We start from the raw sequence: 20,809 nt of genomic DNA, 5'->3' as shown, positions 1-20,809 counted from the left end.
CCCCACGCCCGTTCCGATCATCCGAAAGCCCGTCATGCTTCGCATCCATCCCTCGCGCATTAACCGCGCCACCCCCGTCGCACGCCGCCTTGCCGGCGCGATCCTGATCGGCCTCGCGCCCGCCGCGGGGCTTGCGCAGGATCCCGGCGGCCAGCCGCTGCCGTCGGTCACCGTGGTGGTGGCGCAGCCGACCGAGTACACGATGACGGCGCGGCTGCCCGGGCGGATCAAGGCATCGACCATTTCCGAGGTCCGTCCGCAGGTATCGGGCATCATCCGCGAGCGCCGCTTCGAGGAAGGGTCCGAGGTCGAGGCGGGGCAGGCGCTCTACGAGATCGAACCCGACACCTACATTGCCGCCACGGCAGCCGCGCGCGCGAGCGTTGCGCAGGCGCAGGCGAACTACGATCTGGCCGTGCGCGAGGCCGAGCGGGCCGAGGAGCTGTTTGCCAACAACACCACGCCGGGCCAGCGCCGCGACAGCGCCATCGCGGCCCGCGACGCGGCGGAAGCGGCGCTTCAGCTGGCGCAGGCCGGGCTCCAGGCGGCCGAGATCGACCTTGAGCGCACCACCATCCGGGCGCCGGTTTCTGGCGTGATCGGCTTCTCGCAGGCGACGCCCGGCACGCTGGTCGCAGCCCAGCAGCCCGAGGCGCTGACGACGATCCGCTCGCTCGACCCGGTCTACGTGGACGTGACGCAATCGGCTAACGACCTGCTGCGCTGGCGCCAGGCCGAACAGCGGGGCGGCGCGCTGGCGACCGGGCAGGCCACGCTGATCCTGCCCACCGGCGACACCTACGGGGTCACGGGCGAGCTGCGCGCGGCCGAGCCGCAGGTGGAGCCGACGACCGGCATGATCACGCTGCGGATCGCGTTCCCGAACCCCGACAAGCTGCTGCTGCCGGGCCTTTACGTCGAGGTCGAGCTGCCGCAGCTGCACGACGAGGCGGCCTACCTGGTTCCGATGTCGGCGGTGATGCGCGATGCCGAGGGCACGCCGCAGGTCTGGGTCGTGGAGAACGGAGCGGTCGCGGTGCGGAACCTGACCGTGCTGACGTCCGAGGCGAACAACTGGGTCGTGACCGACGGCCTGGAACCCGGCGACCAGATCATCACCGCGGGGTTCCAGAAGGCCGGACCCGGCGCCCCGGTCCAGGTCGCGCCGAGCGCGCCGGCCCCGGCCCAAGCGGCGGCTGCAGCGGCGGATGGCGGCGCAGGGGCGCCGGCGTCCCAGCCGGCCCCGGCCGAAGCCGCACCCGCGGCGCCGCAGGAACCCGGGGAAGCGCCGGCACGGGCCTCGGCCGGGGCCGCCCCGGCGGACGCCGCACCCGCGGAAGCCGCGGCGCCGGAAGGAAACTGATCCATGCCCCGCTTCTTCATCGACCGGCCCATCTTCGCATGGGTCATCGCGATCCTCATCATGGGGCTCGGCGTTCTCGCGATCCTGCGGCTGCCGATCTCGCAGTACCCCACGATCGCCGGACCCTCGGTCGTCATCAACGCGGCCTATCCGGGCGCTTCGGCGGAAACCGTTTCCGACACCGTCGTGCAGGTGATCGAGCGCCAGATGACCGGCCTTGACGGGCTGCGCTACATCAACTCCAGCACCACCTCGACCGGCGGCGCGACGATCACGCTCAACTTCGAGCTAGGGACCGACGCGGACATCGCGCAGGTGCAGGTGCAGAACAAGCTGGCGCAGGCGAACGCGAGCCTGCCCGAGCCGGTGGCGCGGCAGGGGGTCACGGTCCAGAAGTCGGGATCGGGCTTCCTGATGGTGATCGGGCTCGTGTCCACGGACGGGGCGCGTTCGGCGATCGACCTGAACGACTACCTCAACTCGTATGTCGTCGACTCGCTTTCGCGGCTGGAAGGCGTGGGCGGCGTGCAGGTGTTCGGGACCGAATACGCGATGCGGATCTGGCTCGATCCGACGAAGCTGAAATACTACGACATGACGCCCGACCAGATCGTGGCTGCGATCCGGTCGCAGAACGCGCAGATCTCGGCCGGCGCGTTCGGCGCGATGCCCGCGCCGCAGGGCCAGCAGCTGAACGCGACCATCACCGCGCAGTCCCTGCTGCGCACGCCCGAGGATTTCGAGCGGATCGTCCTGCGCGCCGACACCGACGGCGGGCTCGTGCTGCTGCGCGACGTCGCGCGGGCAGAGCTCGGGACCGAAAGCTACGAGATCGCCGGCTTCTACAACGGCAATCCCGCGTCGGGCATGGCGGTGCAGCTTGCGTCGGGGGCGAACGCGCTCGACACCGCGACGGTCGTCAAGGCGCATCTCGACCGGCTGTCCGCACTGCTGCCCGCCGGGACGGAGTTCGTGATCCCCTACGACACGACCCCGTTCGTGCTGATCTCGATCGAGGCCGTGATCCATACGCTGATCGAGGCGATCGCGCTCGTCGTGCTCGTCATGCTGGTGTTCCTGCACAACTTCCGCGCCACGCTGATCCCCACGCTTGCCGTGCCCGTGGTGATCCTGGGGACGTTCGGGATCATGGCGGTCCTGGGGTTCAGCATCAACACGCTGACGATGCTCGCGATGGTGCTGGCGATCGGGCTTCTGGTGGACGACGCGATCGTGGTGGTCGAGAACGTCGAGCGGATCATGCGCGACGAGCATCTGGGGCCGGTCGAGGCGACGCGCAAGTCGATGGACGAGATCTCGGGCGCGCTGGTCGGCATCGGTCTGGTCATCTCGGCCGTGTTCGTGCCGATGGCGTTCTTCGGCGGCTCCACGGGCGAGATGTACAAGCAGTTCGCCGTCACCATCGTGTCGGCCATGCTCCTGTCTGTGTTCGTGGCGCTGACATTCACCCCGGCGCTGTGCGCGACGATCCTGAAGCCCCACGCCCAGGGCCACGCCCGGCGGCAGGGCTGGCTCGGCCGCCTCGGCACGGGGTTCAGCAATGGGTTCGAGCGGGTGTTTTCCCGCCTGACCGGTGGCTACGGCTCCGTCGTCCGGGTGACGACCGCCCGGCCGGTGCGGATGATGATCGTCTACGGGCTGATCGTGGCCGGCATGATCTTCATGTACCAACGCACCCCCACCTCGTTCCTGCCGGGCGAGGACCAGGGCGCGATCATGACCCTCGTGCAGGCGCCCTCGGGCACCACGGCCGAGGCGACCGAGGCGGTTCTGGACCGCGTCTCGAACTACTGGACCACGGCCGAGGCGGAGAACGTCGAGTCGGTCTTTTCGGTGCGCGGCTTCTCGTTCGCAGGGCAGGGGCAGAACGTCGGCATGATGTTCGTCCGCCTGGCCGACTGGGAAGAACGGACGGCGGAAGGGACCTCTGCCGAGGCGATCGGCGGCCGCGCCTTCGGTCCCCTGATGGGCGGCATCCGCGAGGCGCTGGTGATCCCGATCGTGCCGCCCGCGGTGCTGGAACTCGGCAACTCCGATGGTTTTTCGGGAATCCTCACCGCCGCCGCGGGCCAGTCGCACGAGGAGCTGCTGGCCGCGCGCAGCCAGCTTCTGGGCCTCGCCTCGCAGAGCCAGGTCGTGACCGCGGTGCGCCCCAGCGGGGTCGAGGACGCGACCCAGTTCCAGCTGAACATCGACTGGGCCAAGGCGGGCGCGGTCGGCGTCACCGCCGCCGAAGTCGGGTCGTTCCTGTCGACGATCTGGTCGGGGACCTACGTCAACGACTTCATCTATGACGGCCGCATCAAGCGCGTGTACGTGCAGGGCGAGCCCTGGGCGCGGACCGCGCCGAAGGACCTGGCGCTTTGGCGGGTGCAGAACGCGAACGGCGAGTTCGTGGACTTCTCGACCTTCGCCACCCAGGACTGGGTCAACGGCCCGCAGCAGGTGTCGCGCTACAACGCGGTGCCGTCCATGGCGATCGACGGCAGCGCCGCGCCCGGCTTCTCGACCGGCGAGGCGCTGGCCGAGATGGAGCGCCTTGCGGCCGAGCTGCCGCCCGGCTTCACACTGGAATGGACCGGCCTTTCGCTGGAAGAGAAGGAGGCCGGGGCCGGCGCGATGACGCTGTACGCGCTGGCGCTGGCGGCGGTGTTCCTGTGCCTTGCCGCGCTTTACGAAAGCTGGACGATCCCGCTTGCCGTGCTGCTGTCGATGCCGGTCGGCATCCTCGGCGCGCTGATCGGCGCCTGGCTCGGCGGGCAGACGAACGGCGTCTACTTCCAGGTCGGGCTGCTGACCATCGTCGGGCTGACCGGCAAGAACGGCATCCTCATCGTGGAATTCGCGCGCGAGCGGATGGAGAAGATGGGCGAGGATCCCCTGCACGCCGTGCGCGAGGCCGCGCGGATCCGCTTCCGCCCGATCCTGATGACCTCGCTGGCCTTCGGGTTGGGGGTGGTGCCCCTTCTGCTGTCCTCGGGCGCGGGCGCGGGGGCGCGGGTGGCGATCGGCTACGCCACGTTCTTCGGCACCGTCGTCGGCACCACGCTGACGCTGATCTTCGTGCCGGTGTTCTTCGTCCTGATCGCCCGCATCTTCTCGCGCCGCAGGCCGGCCGCGACGGCGCGGCCCGCCTGAGGCGGAAGGATCGGTGACATCACGAGGGCGCCCTGCCGAGGGGCGCCCTTTTTCATGCCGGGGCCGTTTGAGCAGGGGCCGGGACCGCCGGTCCCGCGCGGTGGCGTCGGGTGGCTGGCCTTCCTGCGCCGGTTGCCCGATAAGGCGGGGACGCCGGATGGCCGCCATCAGCCCTGGAAGGAGGCAGCATGCCGATTGTCCTTGATGACCTGAAGCTGAGCTATACCCCGGTCCCCAAGACCGCGTGCACGTCGCTGAAGATGGTGTTCTTCGACATCGAGAACGGGCGCGAGTTCGTCCCCTTCAGGCACAACGGCCGCGAATTCCACATCCATAAGGTCTACGCATCGGTGCTGTTCAACCCGAAGCAGGCCGGGCGGCTGGCGGATTACCGCAGGCTCATCCTCGTCCGCGATCCGATCCAGCGCCTGCTGTCGGCCTACGGCAACCGCGTCGTCCACCACCGCGAACTGTCGCTGGCGAACGCCCGCAAGGAGCTTTTCGCCCACGACCTCGCCCCCGATCCGGGGCTGGAGGAGTTCGTGACGAAGCTGCCGCGCTACATGAAGGCGGTGGAATCGATCGACCACCACGCCCGCCCCCTGGTCGATTTCGCGGGGACGGACGCGGGCTACTATACGCGCGTGTACCGCATGTCCGAGATCGAGGACATGGTCGCCGACCTGTCGGCGGTCGCGGGGCGGCGGCTGACGGTGGGCCGCCTGCAGACCGGGGGACCGAAGCTGAGCGTGGACGACCTGGGCCGGCGCGAGATCGACACGCTGCGGCAGTTCTATGCCGAGGACTACCGGGCGTTCGGACGGTATTTCGAGGGCGCTCAGGGCTGAAGCAGGGTCGCGAACTTGCCGAGGGTCGCATTGTCTGCCTTGACCGTCAGCGCGTTGTTGTACCCCGAGACGTAGCCATGGGACGCCTCGAACACGAAGACGTGTTTGCCCGCCGTTATACCCCGTATCGGTATCCTGCGGACCGAGTTGTTCATCGTGACGGTGATCTCGTGAGGCGTCTTCTCGTCGGTCTCGGGATAGGTGATCTCGCCGAACGTGAACACGCGCCGGGATTTCTTGGTGTTGATGTTCACGAAAGCGATCCCGTCGCCTTCCGACTCGCCGATGAACTGGACCTCGATGCGCTTCTTGCTCTCGAAGTCGGCGAAATGCGACGAGTTCACGAATTCGGCGATGTCGAACTCATGGGTTTCCGGCAGGAAGATCACGCCGCCGAAGCCCCACATGAACTTGCGATATGCGGCAAACGTGTTCTTCAGGTCGTTCACGCCGTGAAGGTGATTTGAAAGGACCCGCTCGAAGTCCCAGATCGTCCCGTCGTGAACGTGGTACTTGAACGAAAACCCGACGCCGAAGCGCATCGGCTCTTCCGGCAGCGCGGCGATCCTGTCGTACGTCCGCCGCAGGCCGTCCGAGCAATGGACCTGGTAGGCATCGTCCACGAACGAGTAGTTGCGGTCCCGCTCCATCCCGAACCTGTGCTTCACGGTGCCGTCGGCGGTCCCGCGCGAAACTCGCGCCAGGAACTCCGCTTCCGACTTGGTGTAGTAGTGGTTGACCTGCGCGCTCTTGTAGGACGGGTTCTGCAGGCTGCCGCCATTGTCCGAGGGGGCGAAATCCGCATCGCATGTCTTGCCCTCGCCGACCTGGCCGGCGTGGCAGTAGAACTTGCCGACGTTTGCCGGCCGCACGAAGGATTTGCAGTTGATTACCGTCCTGCCGTTCGGGTCCGGCGGGGCCGCGTGGCGATAGTTGTCCGACAGAAGACCCGCGGGTTTTTCCTTGTGTCCCGAGAAGCCGAACACCATCCAGGGAATCTTGATCTGATCGAAATCGACCGGCACGTCGGCCAGGTAGGATTTGACATCCTGGTGCGACTTGATGACCAGGAACTCGTCTGCATCGAAGAAGCCGATCCAGTCGAAGTGATGCCCGAACAGGGAAATGGCGTGGTTGTAAGCCTCGATCTGCCCGTAGAACTTGGGAAAGTTGAGGTGGGTGACGAAACCATGATTGAGATACTTGCGAAGCACCGCGGCGGTGTTGTCGGTGCTGCCGTTGTCATAGAGAAAGATGTGATCCACGCCGATCGAGAGATAATGGTTCACCCATTCCTCGAGATACGGTCCTTCGTCTTTGACGATTGCTACGACGGCGATCTTGGGGGCGGGGTTCGACATCTTACTCTCGGGAAACGGTGGTATCAGTTTGCTGCTGCGACGACCTGGTCGACGGCAGTCGGGGCGGGAACGCGGCCGTCCGCCTTTCCGTCACCAGCGATATCGAGCAGGAACCTGGACGGCTTGAGACCGCAGCCCTTCAGGAAATCGACGTAGCGCGCGCATTTCCGGCTTCGGTAATCGTCATAGGCCTCGCCGTCGAACTGGATCATCTCCTTCAGCCGAACCCGCGTCAGCGGGGCCTTCAGCTCGCTCGCGCGAAGGAAGGGAACGCCGGTTTCCCGGCACATTTCCTCGGTGCGGGTATCGACGGTCACGGTACACGCCATCCGGCCCGCCTGGATGGCGAGCTGCGCGCCGTGGAACCGTGCCCCGATCAGGAGATCGTGGCGACGCAGCTCGTCCATCCACGCCGGCACGTCATAGTACGACCGGGCGTAGTTGAGTGCCCAGGTCTTGAACTGCTCGACCGTGTAGTGCGGCACGGTATGGCTGTGGATCCGCTTCAGGGCGTCGGGATCGATCCGGTCGAACAGGCCACGCGAGAGCATGACCATGCTTTCCATCGACTGAACGATGTAGACGCCGGGAAACTGGGGATCCATCATCAGCGCGATGAGCTGCTGCTCGATCTCTCGCGTGTTCTCCCACGACTCGTGACCGGCAGCGACGGCGATGCGCTGCGGAAGCGGGCTCGCCGTCCAGCTTGCCTCGATGCGCTGCCCCAGATCGGGACGCGGATCGATGAAGTGCGACGGACAGCCGTTCGCGAGGGTCTGCGCGCCGGTCAGCTTGAGGATCTGGTCCGAGGTGTAGGGGCCGCGCGTGTAGATGTTCTGGATCCCGTGCCGGCGCCCGTTCTCGATGAGCATGTCCAGCCAGGCCTTCGTGCCCGCGGTCAGCCGGATGTCTTCTGCAAAATCCTCTGCCTGCGCGCCCAGCCCGATTGCCACGATGGGCTTCCTGACGGTGGCAAACCGCTCACCCAGGCGGCCGAGGTCGGTGTGATCCCCAAGCTGGTTCGCGCACGGAATGACGACGAAATCCACTTCCTTGTTCAGCAGTTCGGGATCGACGTGCCAGGGATAAACGCTGATCTCGGCGTCGATCTGGCTTGCCACCGCATGCACGAAGGCCAGGTTGCCGTTGTTGTTTCCGACCTGGCGGAACAGCGTGTCGAAGTCTTCGTTCGAGTAGAGACCGCAGTCCTCGCTCTCCCAGAGCAAACCAACTTTCATGACGTCACCTTCTTGTTCGTTCGTTGCGGCGACCGGAGCTTACCCTGCTCAGCCATCAGCCTGCCTGCGCTTCATTTGCGGTTGCGAGAAGCCCGCGAGGTTCTGCCCGCGCCCAAGCCCGCACGCGTCCCGCCACTCCCTCTCGAACCCCGCGAGGTCCAGCGGCGGCGTAATCCGCGCCCTGTACTCGGCGAGCGTCTCGGGGCTGCCATGCACCGACAGGATCGCCTGCGCGAGCGCGCCTGCGTCGCCCACGCGGAACGGCACGCCCCAGCCCGCCGTCTTCTCGGCCATGCCGCCAATGTCCGACGCGATCATCGGCGTGCCGGCGGCGCGGGCTTCCTGGATGACGACGGGCGAGTTTTCCCACCAGACCGACGGGATGATGATCCAGCCGTAGCCGCGCATGATGTCCACGCAGTCCTGCGGGCGGTAGCGGCCGCGGAAATGGACGCAGGCGGGCACCGCGAGGTCGGGCCACATGCGGGTGAAGCCGTCCTTGTCAACGCCGTGGATCTCGATGCTCAGCGGCTGCTCCAGCTCCTCGTCGGCCGCCTCGATCAGCGCGGCGGCGCGGATCAGCACGTCGAGCCCCTTGGTCGGCGTCGCCTGGCCGAAGAAGGCGAAGCGGCGCGACTTGGCCAGAAGCTCGGCCTCCGTCTCGGGGCGGGCGCCGTCGTGATGGTCAAGGCCGTTCTCGATCACGGCGATGCGGCCGGGGGCAACGCCCCAGTTCTCGAACCTCTGGCGCAGGAACTCGCTGGGCGACAGCAGGTGGTCGAACAGGTCCAGCATCTCGAGCATGCGGGTGCGGCGCAGGACGAAGTCGATCGGCGGGCGGGCCACGCAGGCCGCGCAGGCGACCTCGCTCCCGGCGTAGCAGAGCTCGCCCGAGCGCTTCACCATCTGGCCGTGGTTGGCGCAGATCGCGGTCAGCTCGTGCAGCGTGCAGATGAACTTCGCCTCGGGAAGCGCCGCGCGCAGGCGGCGGATGGTGCCCGCGCCGATGTTCCAGAAGTGGTGGAAGTGATAGACGTCGCCCCTGAGCGCAAGCAGGAACTCGAAGATCCAGTCCTCGTCCCGGATCTCGGCCTGCTCCATGACGAAGCCGTCCATGCCCCGTCCGCGCAGGCAGAAGTCGCGCGGCCCGAAGCTGATGACCTGCTGGCTGGGGCCGAAGAACCTGGCGCTGTCCTCGGGGCCGATGGTCGAGCCCACGAAGAACACGTCCTCGCCCAGCGTCAGCAGGTGCTGGAACTGGCGATAGGCCGCGACCTCGCCCCCGCCGTAGCGCAGGTTGGGGTGCGAATGGGACACGATGACGATACGGCTCATGCGCCGGCCTCCTCGATGAGCTGGCGGCTCCGGGCGTCGAAGGCGTGCCAGTCGCTTCCGTCGAGGAAGCTCTGGGCATGGGGGCCGGACTTGCCTTCGAAGAAGGAATGGCAGTCGACCCTGGTGAGGACGGCCTGTCCTTCAAGGATCAGGGTTTCGGCCAGCAGGCGCACCCTGGCTTCTTCGGTCAGGAAGATGGCCGGGACCTGGTCGAGCAGCGCGTGGAACAGCGCGCCCGGCACCGACAGCACGAAGGGCAGCAGGTCGCGGGCGAAACGATCGGCCGTGGCCTGGGGCGCGGCGAGGATCGTGCCGATCGGGTCGAGCAGGGTGACGATGGGCCGCGCCGAGGTGAAGATCGGTTCGGGGTCGAACTGGAACAGGGTCGAGCTGCGGGCGAAGACGACGCGGGCGGGACTGTCCCCGGGCCGGGCGATGGCTAGCGAGGCACCGCGAAGGTGCAGCCCGGCCGCCATTTCGCGCGCGGCGCCTTCGACCGCGTTCTGCAGGACCGGCGTGAGGCGCGGGCGCAGCAGATGAAGCGACAGCGGGCCGGTCAGATGCGGCCCGATCCGGCGCAGGACGTCGCGCAGGTCGCAGTCGGGCAGGTCGTGGTCGAGGATCAGGAGCGTGTCGCCCCGGCCCAGTTCAGTCTCGCCCTGTTCCGCCTCGCCCGGCTCAGCCGTGCCGGAGTCCTCCATGTCCATGCGGGGGGTCGGCAGCGCAGCGGGCAGCATGGCCCGGCGCAGCCTGCCGCGGTCGGCCATGTCCTCGATCCCCAGGGCCGCCTGCGTGACGTGCCGGGCAAGATCCGCTGCGGGGACGGTATCCACCGCGACCATGACACCCGGCCCGAAGGATTCGTCGGGAAGCATCAGCAGCAGGCGCGCGGCACCGTCGACCTTGCCGGGGAACCGCCATCCGCCGCAGAAGCCGTCGCTGCCGCTGAAGCGGAAGCGCGGCGCGTAGGCCGACAGGTCGGACCGCGCCATGCTGCCCGACAGGATGTCGACGGGCACGACGGATCCGTCCGCGATCGCCAGCGCGCAGATCGGTTCGGGCGAGACCCGGGCGGACAGGTACCACCCGATCACCGCGCCTTGCCCGGACGGGGCCATCTGGCAACTGTCGATGCCGAGAATGCGGTTCTCGGTCTCGCGCCCGGCGGACGGCGCCAGGCGCAGCCGTCCGTAGATCTCGCCTGCCATGCGCCTGTCCGCGAGGACGACGCGACGCTGCGCGATGAGGCGGAGAAGCGCGAAGAACACCTCGTCCACGCCGATCTCGACCAGGCGGGTCGCGTCCTCTGCCAGGCGGTCCGGCTGGATTTCGATGTAGTCCGACCCTTCGGCCAGATGGATCGTCGCCCGCGCGGGATCGGTATCCCCCCGCAGGCCCGATAGGTCGAACAGCGCCACCAGCCCCAGGGGTTCGCTGCTGCGCAGGTCGCGCCGGGCGTGGCGCGTGATCGCGACGGGCGCCAGGGTCTCGTCATCGACGTGCAGGCGCAGCTGCGGCTGGACCTCGGTGGTCCAGCCGGCGACCGCGACGACGCCCGCGTCGTCGATGAAGCAGAAGTCGAGGTTCATCTGCATTGCCCACGACCTTCCGGGGTCCTGATGAGTGGTGTCGCGATCTGCATGGGTCCGGTCAGGTCAGGGTGACGGCCAGGCGTTCCAGGATCACCCGCGGGGCGGGCTGGCGCAGGTGGATGATCACGCGACGGCCGGTCACGTCGTCCGCGACGTCGTGCAGCGCCAGCTTGCAGACGGTGGCCGCGCCGGGGGCGAGATGGACTTCGCGGTGCCCGGAGTCGCGCACCGATCCGTCCATGACGAACTCGCGCAGGAAGACGTCGGCGACCATCGGGCGGTCCGAGCCGACCTCCATCTCGACGTAGCAGAGTTCGGCCGTTCCGTCGTCCGACAGCGTGCCTTCCAGCGTCAGCCAGTCGGCGCCGGTGCAGCGCAGTTCCACCGCCGTGCCGTCCTCGGAGCCCAGGATCTCGGCCCGGCCGCTGGCCGGCAGACAGGCCCCGAACGCCGACGTCACGTCGTTGTAGCCGCCGCGCAGGGCCAGGCGCGGACGGCCGGTCAGCCCGTTGCGGGCTTCGCCCAGCAGGTCGACTCGGGCGGACCGGAGTGCTTCCAGAACATCGGCTGCAGCGCGGAAATTGCGCATTGCGGCTTCATAGAGAGTCGTCACGTCTAGCTCCTGCAGGTTTCAAGTTGGTCAAGGCTGTTCCCTTCGGGGGCAACGCCGCCCGCCCGTCGTTTCAGCCAGGCGAGCAGGGGCGCGGTCGCCAGCGACCAGTCGCGCGCCATGCTGGCCGAATTGCGCGAGACCCGGGCCAGAAGCGCCCGGTCCCGGTCCAGTTCGGTGATCATCCGGAAGAAGCTGTCCTCGCACCCGGCCTCGGGCAGGATGAAGCCGGTCTTGCCGTGCTCGATCGCCTCGTCCATTGCGCCGACATCCGTGGCCACCACGACGACGCCGCAGCGCTGCGCCTCGAGCACGGAAAGGGGCAGGCCCTCGTAGTGCGAGGGCAGGACCATCACGTCCGCGTTGGCCAGAAGGCGGGTCAGCGCATCCTGCCCGCGCACCGGTCCCATCATCCGGGTTTCGCGCGGGAACGAGAACTCGGCGCCGTGGGTGTCCACGACCGAGCCGCCGGCGATGGTCAGGCTGATCTGCGGCGCCCTGAGCGCGAGCGCGTTGTAGATTGCCGACAGCCGGTGCACGCCCTTCTGCGGGTCCAGCCGGCCCATGAAAAGCACGCGCAGCGGCTTGGAGGGATCGCGCTTCGCCCGGTCCTCCATGACCTTGCGGGCCGTGCCGGGGGGCAGCGGATAGCCCGGCGCATTGACCACCGCCATCAGCTTTTCGCGCGGGATGCCATGACCATGCAGCCAGGTCCGCAGCGCCTCGGAGCACGTCAGGATCAGGTCGTAGGCATATTCGTAGGCCAGTGCCAGTTTCGGCGGGCCGTAGTTGCGGCCGTAGGTGCTGCGCTCCAGCAGGTGCTCGTGGTCGATCATGATGATCCCGCGCCGGCGCAGGTGATCGGCCACCTTGTGCAGCGCGCCCGAATGGGCGTTGATCACCACGTCCATCGAGGACAGCAGCCCGATCAGGTCGGCCTTTTCGCGGTTGTTGCCCCAGCTCGGCTCGGCCGTGCCCAGGAATTCGGTCCCGGTCCAGTCGATGGCGCTGGCGTCGGGCATCCAGTTTACCGTGGCAAAGGCCTGCAGCGCCCAGCCGTCGGGATGGATCGGCCGGTCGCTCGCGGTGACGAGGTGGCAGCGGTATCCGTTCTGCGCAAGTTCGCGCGCCATCGAGGCCACGACCTTCTCGACCCCGCCGAAATCGAAGATCGGAAGGACGAAGGCGACGTCACGTTGCCGGGGATTTTTCAGCAGCGGAAACACGACACCGCCGTCCGAGACCTTGCGCGGGATCTGCACGGCGGTCCCGCGATCGACGGCGCCGCCCTGTTCGCGCCATTCCCAGCGCTGGTCCAGCGACGCGCGGAAGCGGCTGCGGCTCAGCTGGAGAACGAAGCTGCGCAGCAGTTCCGGTGCGCTGGCGGTGCGGTCGTTCAGCCTGGTCATACGCTCCAGCGTCATCGACCAGCCGCGCACGCGGAAGCCCGAGGATACCTGGTCGATGCGGCGCAGCGCATCCTCGTTCGAGATCGTGGCGAGATCGTGGAGCGCGTTCAGGTCGATCACTACGCCGTCCGCCAGCCGGTCGGCGCTGTGGTCCATGCTGATCGTGTGGCCGCCGGGCGAGCTTTCCAGGTAGAACAGGTCGAAGTTCGGCCGGTCCTCGCACCGGACCCAGCGCCGCTCCGCATTCCAGAAGAAGCCGTGCAGCAGCCGGTGTTCGCTCAGCCGCGCCGAAACCCCCTCGCGCAGGAAGACGAGATAGGCCGGCGCGTGGTTGGCGAAGGGTTCGGCGAAGTGCGCCATGATCCGGCGCTCGAGTTCCTTCAGCGTGATCTCGTGGCCTTGCCCCGGATCGGTCTGCAGCCGGGCGGTGTCCCCTTCGCCCTCGATCACCGCGAAGCGGGGGAAGCGCTCTGCCTCGAGTTCCAGCAGTCGCGGCGTGTTGAACAGCCAGTCGTGCTTCTTTTCAAGATAGCCGCGCAACTCGCGGTCGGCATCGTGCGAATTGCTCAGCATGCTCACGGGACGCTTGCGGTAGAGAAGCAGGGGCTGGGCGGCGGCCTGTCCGCGGAACCCCTCCTTTGCCGCGGAAAGCCAGAAGTCCCAGTCCTCATAGCCGCGCCGCATGCCCTCGTCGAAGCGGATGCCGGCGTCGAACACCCGGCGGCGGATCAGGCTTCCGGCCTCGCAGACGTTGATGTGGGCGTGAAACAGCAGCTCGTAGCTGCGGTCGGTGATGTAATGCCCGTCCTGCCCGAAGAAGTCGAAATCGGGATACAGCCAGTCGGCCTGCGGGTTCGCCTTGAGCAGCCTGCACATGGCCGCGCCGGCGCCGGGCGCGAGCATGTTGTCCGCATCCAGCAGGAAGACCGCGTCGACCTTGGGATCTGCCTTCAGCGCGGCCTCGATCCCGCGGTTGCGCGCGGCGCTCAGGCCCGCGTTGCTGCAGTGCAGGACGCGGATGCCGTCGCCCAGCAGCGCCCGCCAGCCGGCCAGGCTTTCCAGCGTTTCCGGGTAGCTGCAGCCGTCGTTGACCGCGATCAGGCGCTGGATCGTCCCGGCCTGCATCTCGCGCTGGACTGATGCGATCGCATCGTCAAGCAGGACCGGATGGCCCTTGATCGGGATGACGACCGTGATTGCAGGCTCCGTCCGCCGCGAACGCGGGGGCTTGGACGGGCTGCCTGCGGTGACGGCGCATCTGGTCCGCGTCACGTCCTTGCCGCCCTCTGCTTGCCGGCGGCCTTGTGCCGGGGCGCCGCGACGGTGTCCTCCTGCGCTTGGCGCGCGAAGCGGAAGCCGCGGAACAGGCCCCAGCTGAAGTCGTTCGGCGTGTCGGTTGCAAGCGACGTCGCCAGCAGGATGTCGGCCTTGCCCGTGATCGGTTCCACGGGAATGCAGTGGGCCTGACCCCACCCGTTGGGCGGCAGCCCCGTCATCCAGGGACCGAGGTGGTACTGCCAGAACCCGTCCTCATCCACCATCCCGTGGGGCGCGACGCCGACCGCGAAGTTGAGGCTCGGCGCCCGTTCGTGCCCCACGGTCACGAGGGCGCAGACGTGCGACAGGCCCGCCAGGTCGATGTCGCGCAGGATCGCGCAGGCCGGACCGCTGCGCGAGGGATGAACGAGGATTGCATCCTCCTTCCCCCAGAAGGCGGCCGATACATGGTCCGCGGCCATCGGCGGCCTCGCGAACAGTTCCGGCGCGGGCAGGGCCGACGGGCGGACGAAGTCCGCCTCGCGGACCGATCCGGCGCGGCCGTTGGAAAAAACCGGGGCGCAGGCGGGCAGCCGCACGCCGCCCACCGACTGCCACGCGCCGAGCGCCAGCGTCTCTTCGGGTCCGCCGCCGGTGTCGAGGGTCGCGCGGAAGCGGGGGTCCGCAACCGGCTGGCTCAGCCCCAGCGAGATGCTGCCGCTGCCGGTCCAGGTCAGTTTCAGCCGGCAGTCGCGGCCGATCCCGACGATCGGCTCGGCCAGGCTGAAGCGCAGCCAGCCCGTTTCAAGCCCCATGTCGGGGCTGACCGGCTGAAGCGGATAGGCATTGCCGGCGCCGTCCTCGACGGCCGCGGCCAGGCCCGCGATCTCGGGCATGACCACCTGCGGGAACCACAGGTCGATCGCGGAAAGGCCGACCGCGCTGATCGGCAGGGCCTGTCCGACCGACTGCCCCGACGTCAGCTTCAGCATGGCGCCCATCGGCTGCCAGCTCAGCGCCCTGGAAAACTGCGGGCTGCCGAGGCTGTAGAGCAGCGCCTCGATCTCGCGCAGGCGGGTCTTGATGCCGATGCCTTCGGAACGCAGCTGCGCGGCCGCCGCGCGCGCCTCGCCGATATGGCGATGGGACGCGGCGACCTGGTCCATCAGCAGCCGCATCAACTCCGTCCCGCCGGCCTGGGGATGTTCGGGATCCAGCTCGACCACGGGGAGCTGCGCGTGCGTGCTGGCACCCAGGGCGGCATGAAGATCACCCGCGCGACCGGCAAGCGCGATCGAGGCGAGCACGGGCCGGTCGACGAGATAGTCGGGCCCGACCGGGCCGTCCGCCGGGTCGATCACTTCGACCCCGGCGTTCCCGGGCAGGACCCCGCGCGCCACTTCCCCGACGCGTCCATCAACGATGAACGTGAACATGCTCCGCACTCTTCCCAAAGGGCAACATACCGACCGCAGGGCGCACCACGCCGCCCACGATCACTCGGCAGCAATCTTCAACTCACAACGAGAACATGACCGTGCCACCCCTCGCCGCGTCCTTAGTTGACCGCGGTGACGGTTGGAAGGGGTGTGTTAACTATTCCGTGGATCAACTGCGACGTGTGGTCTTCTTGCCGCGTCCGGCCGCCGCGGGGGGCAGGGCAGGCAGCGCGAGTGGCGGGCTATCTCGCGCGTTCAGCCTGTGGCTTAGATCAGGCCTTATCGCCCAGAGGTAGCCGACGATGCGATCCAGCGCAGGCTGCTTCCTTGCAAATAGTGGCGATCAATCCCTCGGTCAGCGCGGAGAAGCAGAATCCTCCGGCGCCGCCTTTACATGGGCGGCCCGGGCCCGCCGCCTCGACGACAAGCCCCGCGTGGCTGTCGTCCTTCTTCAGCAGCAGGTCGGTCGTTCAAAGTCCGACGCGAAGGCGAAAGAAGCCGTCGCTTGTCGTGCCGACCGGCTCGCAGGGCACGTCGAGGTCCGGCAGGTGGGCCAGCGCGCCGGTGCCGGTGTCGAACACCGTCGTCGTGCCGGGGAGGGGGGCGAAGCGCCACGGTTTAGGGGCGGGGTCGTCGAGCCTGCGACGTCTGCCGAGATAGCGGCGCAGCACGTCGCGGACGGGAGGGCCGTCCACCAAGACCGTCCGCAGGCCGGCGGCGAGCGGGCCGAACAGCCCGCCGTCTGCCAGCCGGAACCCGTGGGTCGCGAGGATGAAGCGGTCCTCGGGCGCGACCGTCTTGCCCAGGTGGCGCAGGCCGGTGATGCGGCGGGCGGCGGCGTCGATCAGCTCGCCGCTCGGCCCGTAGCGCGCGGGCTGGCTCGGGTCGATGCGCCAGGTGAGGCCGTGGATCACGTCGAAGTTGTAGCCGGGGAAGCGTGGGTCGATCAGCGGGTGGTCCCCGGCTCCGGGCCGCAGTCGCGCAAAGATCGAGGACGCGCGTTCCAGCCAGTCGGCCGCGTCTGCCCCGGTCAGTTCGACCGCGCAGAGCCGGTTGGGCCAGGGGCACAGGTCCGACAGCGCCAGCGCGGTGATCGGACCCGGCGGGATGTCGGTATAATGATGCGGGCCGCTGCGCCCTCCAGCGCGGCCGGGCGCAGCCGCCGACAGGACGGGCATCGACGCCGGGCGGCCGCGCAGCGCGCGGCGCACGTGCCAGCGCTGGGCCGCCGCGACGATCCCGGTGGCCGGGTCGTGGCCCAGAAGCGCGAAGTGGTTGTGGATCGGGCGGGCCGTGCGCGCGAGGCGGTGCTGCATCCGGGCGGCCGCGGAGGCGAGGCCGTGCAGCGCCGGGGCGGGCAACGGGGCAGGGGGCGCGTCCCCCGCGGGCTCGATCCTGCCCGAGCCTTCCGCGACCCGCCACCCCGTGCCGTCCCGCCGCAGCGCAAGATCGATGATCCCGAGGTGCGAGCCCCAGAAGCCCGGCATGACGGCCGGCTTGCCGCCCAGAGTGCCCGCGACCGGATCGACCTTGTCGCAGGCCGCATGGTCCGGCCCCGGAAAGACCGCGTGCGTGTGCCCCGCGACCACCGCGTCGACCCCGTCGAGGCAGGCGACGGCCACGGCTGCATCGTCCGCCATCGTCATGTCCGCACCTGCCCCGATCCCGGAATGGCAGAGCGCGACGATCACGTCGGCCCCCGCCCGCCGCAGCAGCGGGATGGCGGCGCGCGCCGCCTCCACCGGGTCGGTGATCCGCAGTCGGGCGGCGAGACCGGGGTTCCACGCGACTGTGCGCGGCGGAAGAAAGCCCACGACGCCGATCCGCAGGGGGTGCGCGGTCCCGGCCCGGTCCGTGACGTGCCGGTCGAGCACCACGAACGGCGCGATCCGCCCCCGCGCGCCTCGAAGCGTCGCGTTCGTCACGGCGAACGGGAACCGTACCTGCGCCAGCGCGGCGACCAGCGCCGCGGGGCCCGCATCGAAGTCGTGATTGCCCAGCGTCGCCGCGTCATAGCGGCACGCGTTCATTGCCGCGATCATCGGGTGGGGCAGGCGCGGGTCCAGGAACTCCGCCGCCGGGCTGCCGTTCAGGACGTCGCCGTTGTCGAGAAGGACCGTATTGGGATGCGTCGCCCGTTCCCGCTCGACCAGCGTGGCGACGCCCGCCAGCCCGCGCCCGGGCGCCGGGCGGCCGGTGAAGTCGTCCTGCGGCAGCAGGTGCATGTGCAGGTCGGTCGTGGCCAGGATGCGCAGGTCGACCAGCACGTCGGCCGCCTGGAAGGTCGGGTCAGGTCCGTTCATTCGGCGGTTGTTCCTCCGTGTTCGGCTCCGTTCCATCTGCCGTGCGGGCCCGGCCGGCTGCAAGCGCAGGCATAACCCGCGTCCCGCGGTCGTTGCGCGCCGGACGCACCCGGAATGGCCCCGCTGTTGCGGCGAGCGGGGGCTTTCGGTATCGGATCGGACAACAGACGGGACCTGATGATGAACATTTTCGCCGACATCCGCGCGCTCGTGGTCGATACGCTGACCGCCATGATGGACGAGGGGGCGCTGCCCGCGGGCCTCGACCTTGCCGCCGTCGCGGTCGAGCCGCCGCGCGACCCCGCGCACGGGGACATGGCCACGAACGCGGCGATGGTGCTGGCGAAGCCCGCGAGGGCAAAGCCCCGCGACATCGCCGACGCGCTGGCCGCACGGCTGGGCACGGATCCGCGCATCACCTCGGCCGAGGTCGCGGGGCCGGGCTTCCTGAACCTGCGCCTCGCGACCGGGCAGTGGCACGAGGTGCTGCGCGCGGCGCTCGCCCAGGGCGACGGCTACGGCCGCATCGCGCCGGGCAGCGGCCAGAGGATCAACGTCGAGTTCGTGTCCGCCAACCCCACCGGGCCGATGCACGTGGGCCACATGCGCGGCGCGGTGTTCGGGGACGCGCTCGCAAACCTGCTGGCCTTCGCGGGCCACGACGTCACGCGCGAATACTACGTCAACGACGGCGGCGCGCAGGTCGACGTGCTCGCGCGGTCGGCCTATGAACGCTACCGCGAGGCGCACGGGCTCGAGCCGCAGATCAGCGAGGGGCTGTATCCGGGCGACTACCTCATCCCGGTGGGCGAGGCGCTGAAGGATCGCTTCGGCGACAGCCTGCTCGACAAGCCGGAATCCGAATGGCTGGACCAGCTCCGCGACATCGCCATGGAAGACATGATGGAGGTGATCCGGGCCGACCTCGCGCTGCTCGGGGTCGAGATGGACGTCTATTCCTCGGAAAAGGCGCTCTACGGCACCGGTCGGATCGAGGCCGCGATCGAGCGGCTGGATCAGGCCGGGCTGATCTACGAGGGCGTGCTGGAGCCCCCCAAGGGCAAGCTGCCCGAGGACTGGGAGCCGCGCGAGCAGACGCTGTTCCGCTCCACCGCCTACGGCGACGACGTGGACCGTCCGGTCAGGAAATCGGACGGGCGCTGGACCTATTTCGCGCCCGACATCGCCTATCACTGGGACAAGATCGACCGCGGCTTCGACCAGCTGATCGACATCTTCGGTGCCGACCACGGCGGCTACGTCAAGCGGATGCAGGCGGCGGTCGCGGCGCTGTCGGGCGGGCGGGTGCCGCTGGACGTCAAGCTGATCCAGCTGGTCAAGCTCTACAAGAACGGCGAGCCCTTCAAGATGTCGAAGCGCGCCGGCACCTTCGTCACGCTGCGCGACGTGGTCGAGCAGGCGGGCCGTGACGTGACCCGTTTCCACATGCTGACGCGCAAGAACGACGCGGCGCTGGATTTCGACTTCGACAAGGTGCTGGAGCAGTCCAAGGACAACCCGGTCTGGTACGTCCAGTATGCCAGTGCCCGGATCAACAGCGTGCTGACCCGCGCGGCCGAGGGTGGCGTGGACGTCGCGGACGGGGCTCTCGCCCGCGCGGACATGGACCGGATCTCGCACCCGGCCGAACTGTCGCTTGTCCGCCGCCTGGCCGAATGGCCGCGCACGGTCGAGATCGCCGCCCGCGCGCACGAGCCGCACCGGATCGCGTTCTATCTTTACGACCTCGCGTCCGACCTGCACGCGCTCTGGAACCGGGGCAACGACGATCCGGCACTCCGGTTCGTGCAGGATGGCGATCCTGCCACTACGGCTGCGAAAATGGCGCTGGTCCGAAGCGTTGCCGTTGTAATCGCGGCGGGTTTGGGTATCTTGGGCGTCACTCCGGCAAAGGAAATGCGCTGAACAAGGCGTGGCCTGCCCGGGGGACTTGAGCGGTCAACGGACAAGCCGGGTCAACCGGCAAAACGGGCAGGACAGAACATGACAGTGGTGGATTTCCGCTCTGGCGGATTCGACGGCTCGCATCGGGGCGCCGGTTCCTATGCGGACCATGACTACGCGCCCGGCCAGGCGCACGGCCATGCCGATGCCGACTGGACCGACGACCAGGACTGGGACGAAGGGCGCTTCGCGACCGACGAGGGCGCGGCGGGGCTGACGGGCCGCGACACGCTGGTCGGGCGGGTCGCGCGGCTGACGCACTATCTTGGCGCGCTGGTCTCGGTCCTGCTGGTGCTGTTTCTCGTCGTCTGGGGCTATCAGCTGGTGGTCCGCGACGTGTCGGGCGTGCCGGTGATCCGCGCCGTGCAGGGTGAATCCCGCACCGCGCCGGACGAGCCCGGCGGGCAGTTGTCCGAACGCAGCGGCCTGGCCGTGAACCAGATCGCGGCCGGCGCCGAACCGCGCCCGGTGTCCGAGGTCGCGATCGCGCCCGGGCCCACGGGTCTGACCGCCGACGACGTCGCGATGGGCAAGCTGGGCGCGACCGCCCGCGCGACCGCCCTGACCGAGGAAATCCCCGCCGATCCGAACGCGCGCGACGTGATCGCCATGAGCGACGCCGAGGCCGCGCGCCGCGCCGCCGAACAGGCCGCGGCAGACGCCGCCGCCGCCGAGGCAAGCGACCTTGCCGCCGTCGAGATGGCGACCGACGAGTCGGTGCTGTCGAATGCGCCCGCCGCGGAAGATGCGGTGAACGAGGCGGTGACGGATCTCGACGGTGCGCAGTCGCAGGACACCGCGATCACGCAGGCGCTGACCGAAGCGGGCGTCCAGCCCGCGCCGGGTGCGCTGGCCTCGTCGCCCCGCCCGGCGCCGCGCCCCCGCCGCGCCGCATCCGCCGCCACGGCCGCGCCGGCAGCCGCCGCAGCG

At 68.9% G+C, this 20,809-nt stretch carries 13 protein-coding genes; 5 read left to right on the top strand and 8 right to left on the bottom strand.

What is annotated here, in order from left to right:
• Window positions 1–34: 34 nt before the first annotated feature.
• From ELI80_RS02575 to ELI80_RS02565, 3 genes are all read left to right on the top strand, one after another.
• Window positions 35–1,363, top strand: coding sequence for an efflux RND transporter periplasmic adaptor subunit (locus tag ELI80_RS02575; protein ID WP_201740530.1), 1,329 nt, complete (start codon window positions 35–37; stop codon window positions 1,361–1,363).
• Between the two features lie 3 nt (window positions 1,364–1,366).
• Complete coding sequence (locus tag ELI80_RS02570) at window positions 1,367–4,522, top strand: efflux RND transporter permease subunit (protein ID WP_136649435.1); 3,156 nt, start codon at window positions 1,367–1,369, stop codon at window positions 4,520–4,522.
• A gap of 188 nt (window positions 4,523–4,710) precedes the next feature.
• A complete protein-coding gene (locus ELI80_RS02565) occupies window positions 4,711–5,370 on the top strand; it encodes a sulfotransferase family 2 domain-containing protein (protein ID WP_136649434.1) in 660 nt (219 codons plus the stop codon).
• On the opposite strand, the gene ELI80_RS02560 is transcribed toward ELI80_RS02565, so the two are convergent.
• The 8 genes from ELI80_RS02560 to ELI80_RS02525 all read right to left on the bottom strand — a co-directional run bounded on the left by ELI80_RS02560 (window position 5,361) and on the right by ELI80_RS02525 (window position 17,914).
• Window positions 5,361–6,731 carry a glycosyltransferase family 2 protein gene (locus ELI80_RS02560; protein ID WP_136649433.1) on the bottom strand — a complete coding sequence of 457 codons (1,371 nt, stop codon included), beginning with the start codon at window positions 6,729–6,731 and terminating at the stop codon, window positions 5,361–5,363. The genes ELI80_RS02565 and ELI80_RS02560 overlap by 10 nt on opposite strands.
• Before the next feature lie 23 nt (window positions 6,732–6,754).
• The gene (locus tag ELI80_RS02555; protein WP_136649432.1) at window positions 6,755–7,969 is read right to left on the bottom strand and encodes a polysaccharide pyruvyl transferase family protein; all 1,215 of its coding nucleotides are present in this window, start codon (window positions 7,967–7,969) and stop codon (window positions 6,755–6,757) included.
• 48 nt (window positions 7,970–8,017) lie between these two features.
• A complete protein-coding gene (locus ELI80_RS02550; protein WP_136649431.1) occupies window positions 8,018–9,304 on the bottom strand; it encodes a glycosyltransferase in 1,287 nt (428 codons plus the stop codon).
• On the bottom strand, window positions 9,301–10,899 hold the full coding sequence (locus ELI80_RS02545; RefSeq protein WP_136649430.1) for a hypothetical protein: 1,599 nt from the start codon (window positions 10,897–10,899) through the stop codon (window positions 9,301–9,303). The genes ELI80_RS02550 and ELI80_RS02545 overlap by 4 nt, the downstream gene beginning before the upstream one ends.
• Window positions 10,900–10,954: 55 nt before the next feature.
• On the bottom strand, window positions 10,955–11,509 hold the full coding sequence (locus tag ELI80_RS02540; protein ID WP_136649429.1) for a hypothetical protein: 555 nt from the start codon (window positions 11,507–11,509) through the stop codon (window positions 10,955–10,957).
• A gap of 2 nt (window positions 11,510–11,511) precedes the next feature.
• A complete protein-coding gene (locus ELI80_RS02535; protein WP_236641291.1) occupies window positions 11,512–14,187 on the bottom strand; it encodes a glycosyltransferase in 2,676 nt (891 codons plus the stop codon).
• A complete protein-coding gene (locus tag ELI80_RS02530; RefSeq protein WP_136649428.1) occupies window positions 14,184–15,608 on the bottom strand; it encodes a DUF6212 domain-containing protein in 1,425 nt (474 codons plus the stop codon). The genes ELI80_RS02535 and ELI80_RS02530 overlap by 4 nt, the downstream gene beginning before the upstream one ends.
• A gap of 473 nt (window positions 15,609–16,081) precedes the next feature.
• Entirely contained in the window at window positions 16,082–17,914 is a 1,833-nt protein-coding gene (locus tag ELI80_RS02525; protein WP_136649427.1) for a metallophosphoesterase, read from the bottom strand.
• A 180-nt stretch (window positions 17,915–18,094) separates the two neighbouring features.
• On the opposite strand from ELI80_RS02525, the gene argS reads away from it, so the two are divergent.
• The gene (gene argS / locus ELI80_RS02520) at window positions 18,095–19,840 is read left to right on the top strand and encodes an arginine--tRNA ligase (protein ID WP_136649629.1); all 1,746 of its coding nucleotides are present in this window, start codon (window positions 18,095–18,097) and stop codon (window positions 19,838–19,840) included.
• Window positions 19,841–19,918: 78 nt separating this feature from the next.
• Window positions 19,919–20,809, top strand: an 891-nt coding sequence (locus ELI80_RS02515; RefSeq protein ID WP_136649426.1) for an SPOR domain-containing protein, incomplete at its 3' end; no start/stop codon positions are given.

The sequence above is a fragment of the Paracoccus aeridis genome (genome assembly GCF_004923205.2).
GTDB classification, from domain to species: Bacteria; Pseudomonadota; Alphaproteobacteria; order Rhodobacterales; family Rhodobacteraceae; genus Paracoccus; species Paracoccus aeridis.
Note: the sequence above shows the minus strand (reverse complement) of the source record. Positions and strands in the feature narration are given on the sequence as shown.

Coding starts and splice junctions, on each gene's coding strand:
- ELI80_RS02555 (WP_136649432.1), bottom strand. CDS start 7,969: ATGAAAGTTGGTTTGCTCTGGGAGAGCGAGGACTGCGGTCTCTACTCG.
- ELI80_RS02565 (WP_136649434.1), top strand. CDS start 4,711: ATGCCGATTGTCCTTGATGACCTGAAGCTGAGCTATACCCCGGTCCCC.
- ELI80_RS02525 (WP_136649427.1), bottom strand. CDS start 17,914: ATGAACGGACCTGACCCGACCTTCCAGGCGGCCGACGTGCTGGTCGAC.
- ELI80_RS02570 (WP_136649435.1), top strand. CDS start 1,367: ATGCCCCGCTTCTTCATCGACCGGCCCATCTTCGCATGGGTCATCGCG.
- ELI80_RS02575 (WP_201740530.1), top strand. CDS start 35: ATGCTTCGCATCCATCCCTCGCGCATTAACCGCGCCACCCCCGTCGCA.
- ELI80_RS02530 (WP_136649428.1), bottom strand. CDS start 15,608: ATGTTCACGTTCATCGTTGATGGACGCGTCGGGGAAGTGGCGCGCGGG.
- ELI80_RS02545 (WP_136649430.1), bottom strand. CDS start 10,899: ATGCAGATGAACCTCGACTTCTGCTTCATCGACGACGCGGGCGTCGTC.
- ELI80_RS02560 (WP_136649433.1), bottom strand. CDS start 6,731: ATGTCGAACCCCGCCCCCAAGATCGCCGTCGTAGCAATCGTCAAAGAC.
- ELI80_RS02550 (WP_136649431.1), bottom strand. CDS start 9,304: ATGAGCCGTATCGTCATCGTGTCCCATTCGCACCCCAACCTGCGCTAC.
- argS (WP_136649629.1), top strand. CDS start 18,095: ATGAACATTTTCGCCGACATCCGCGCGCTCGTGGTCGATACGCTGACC.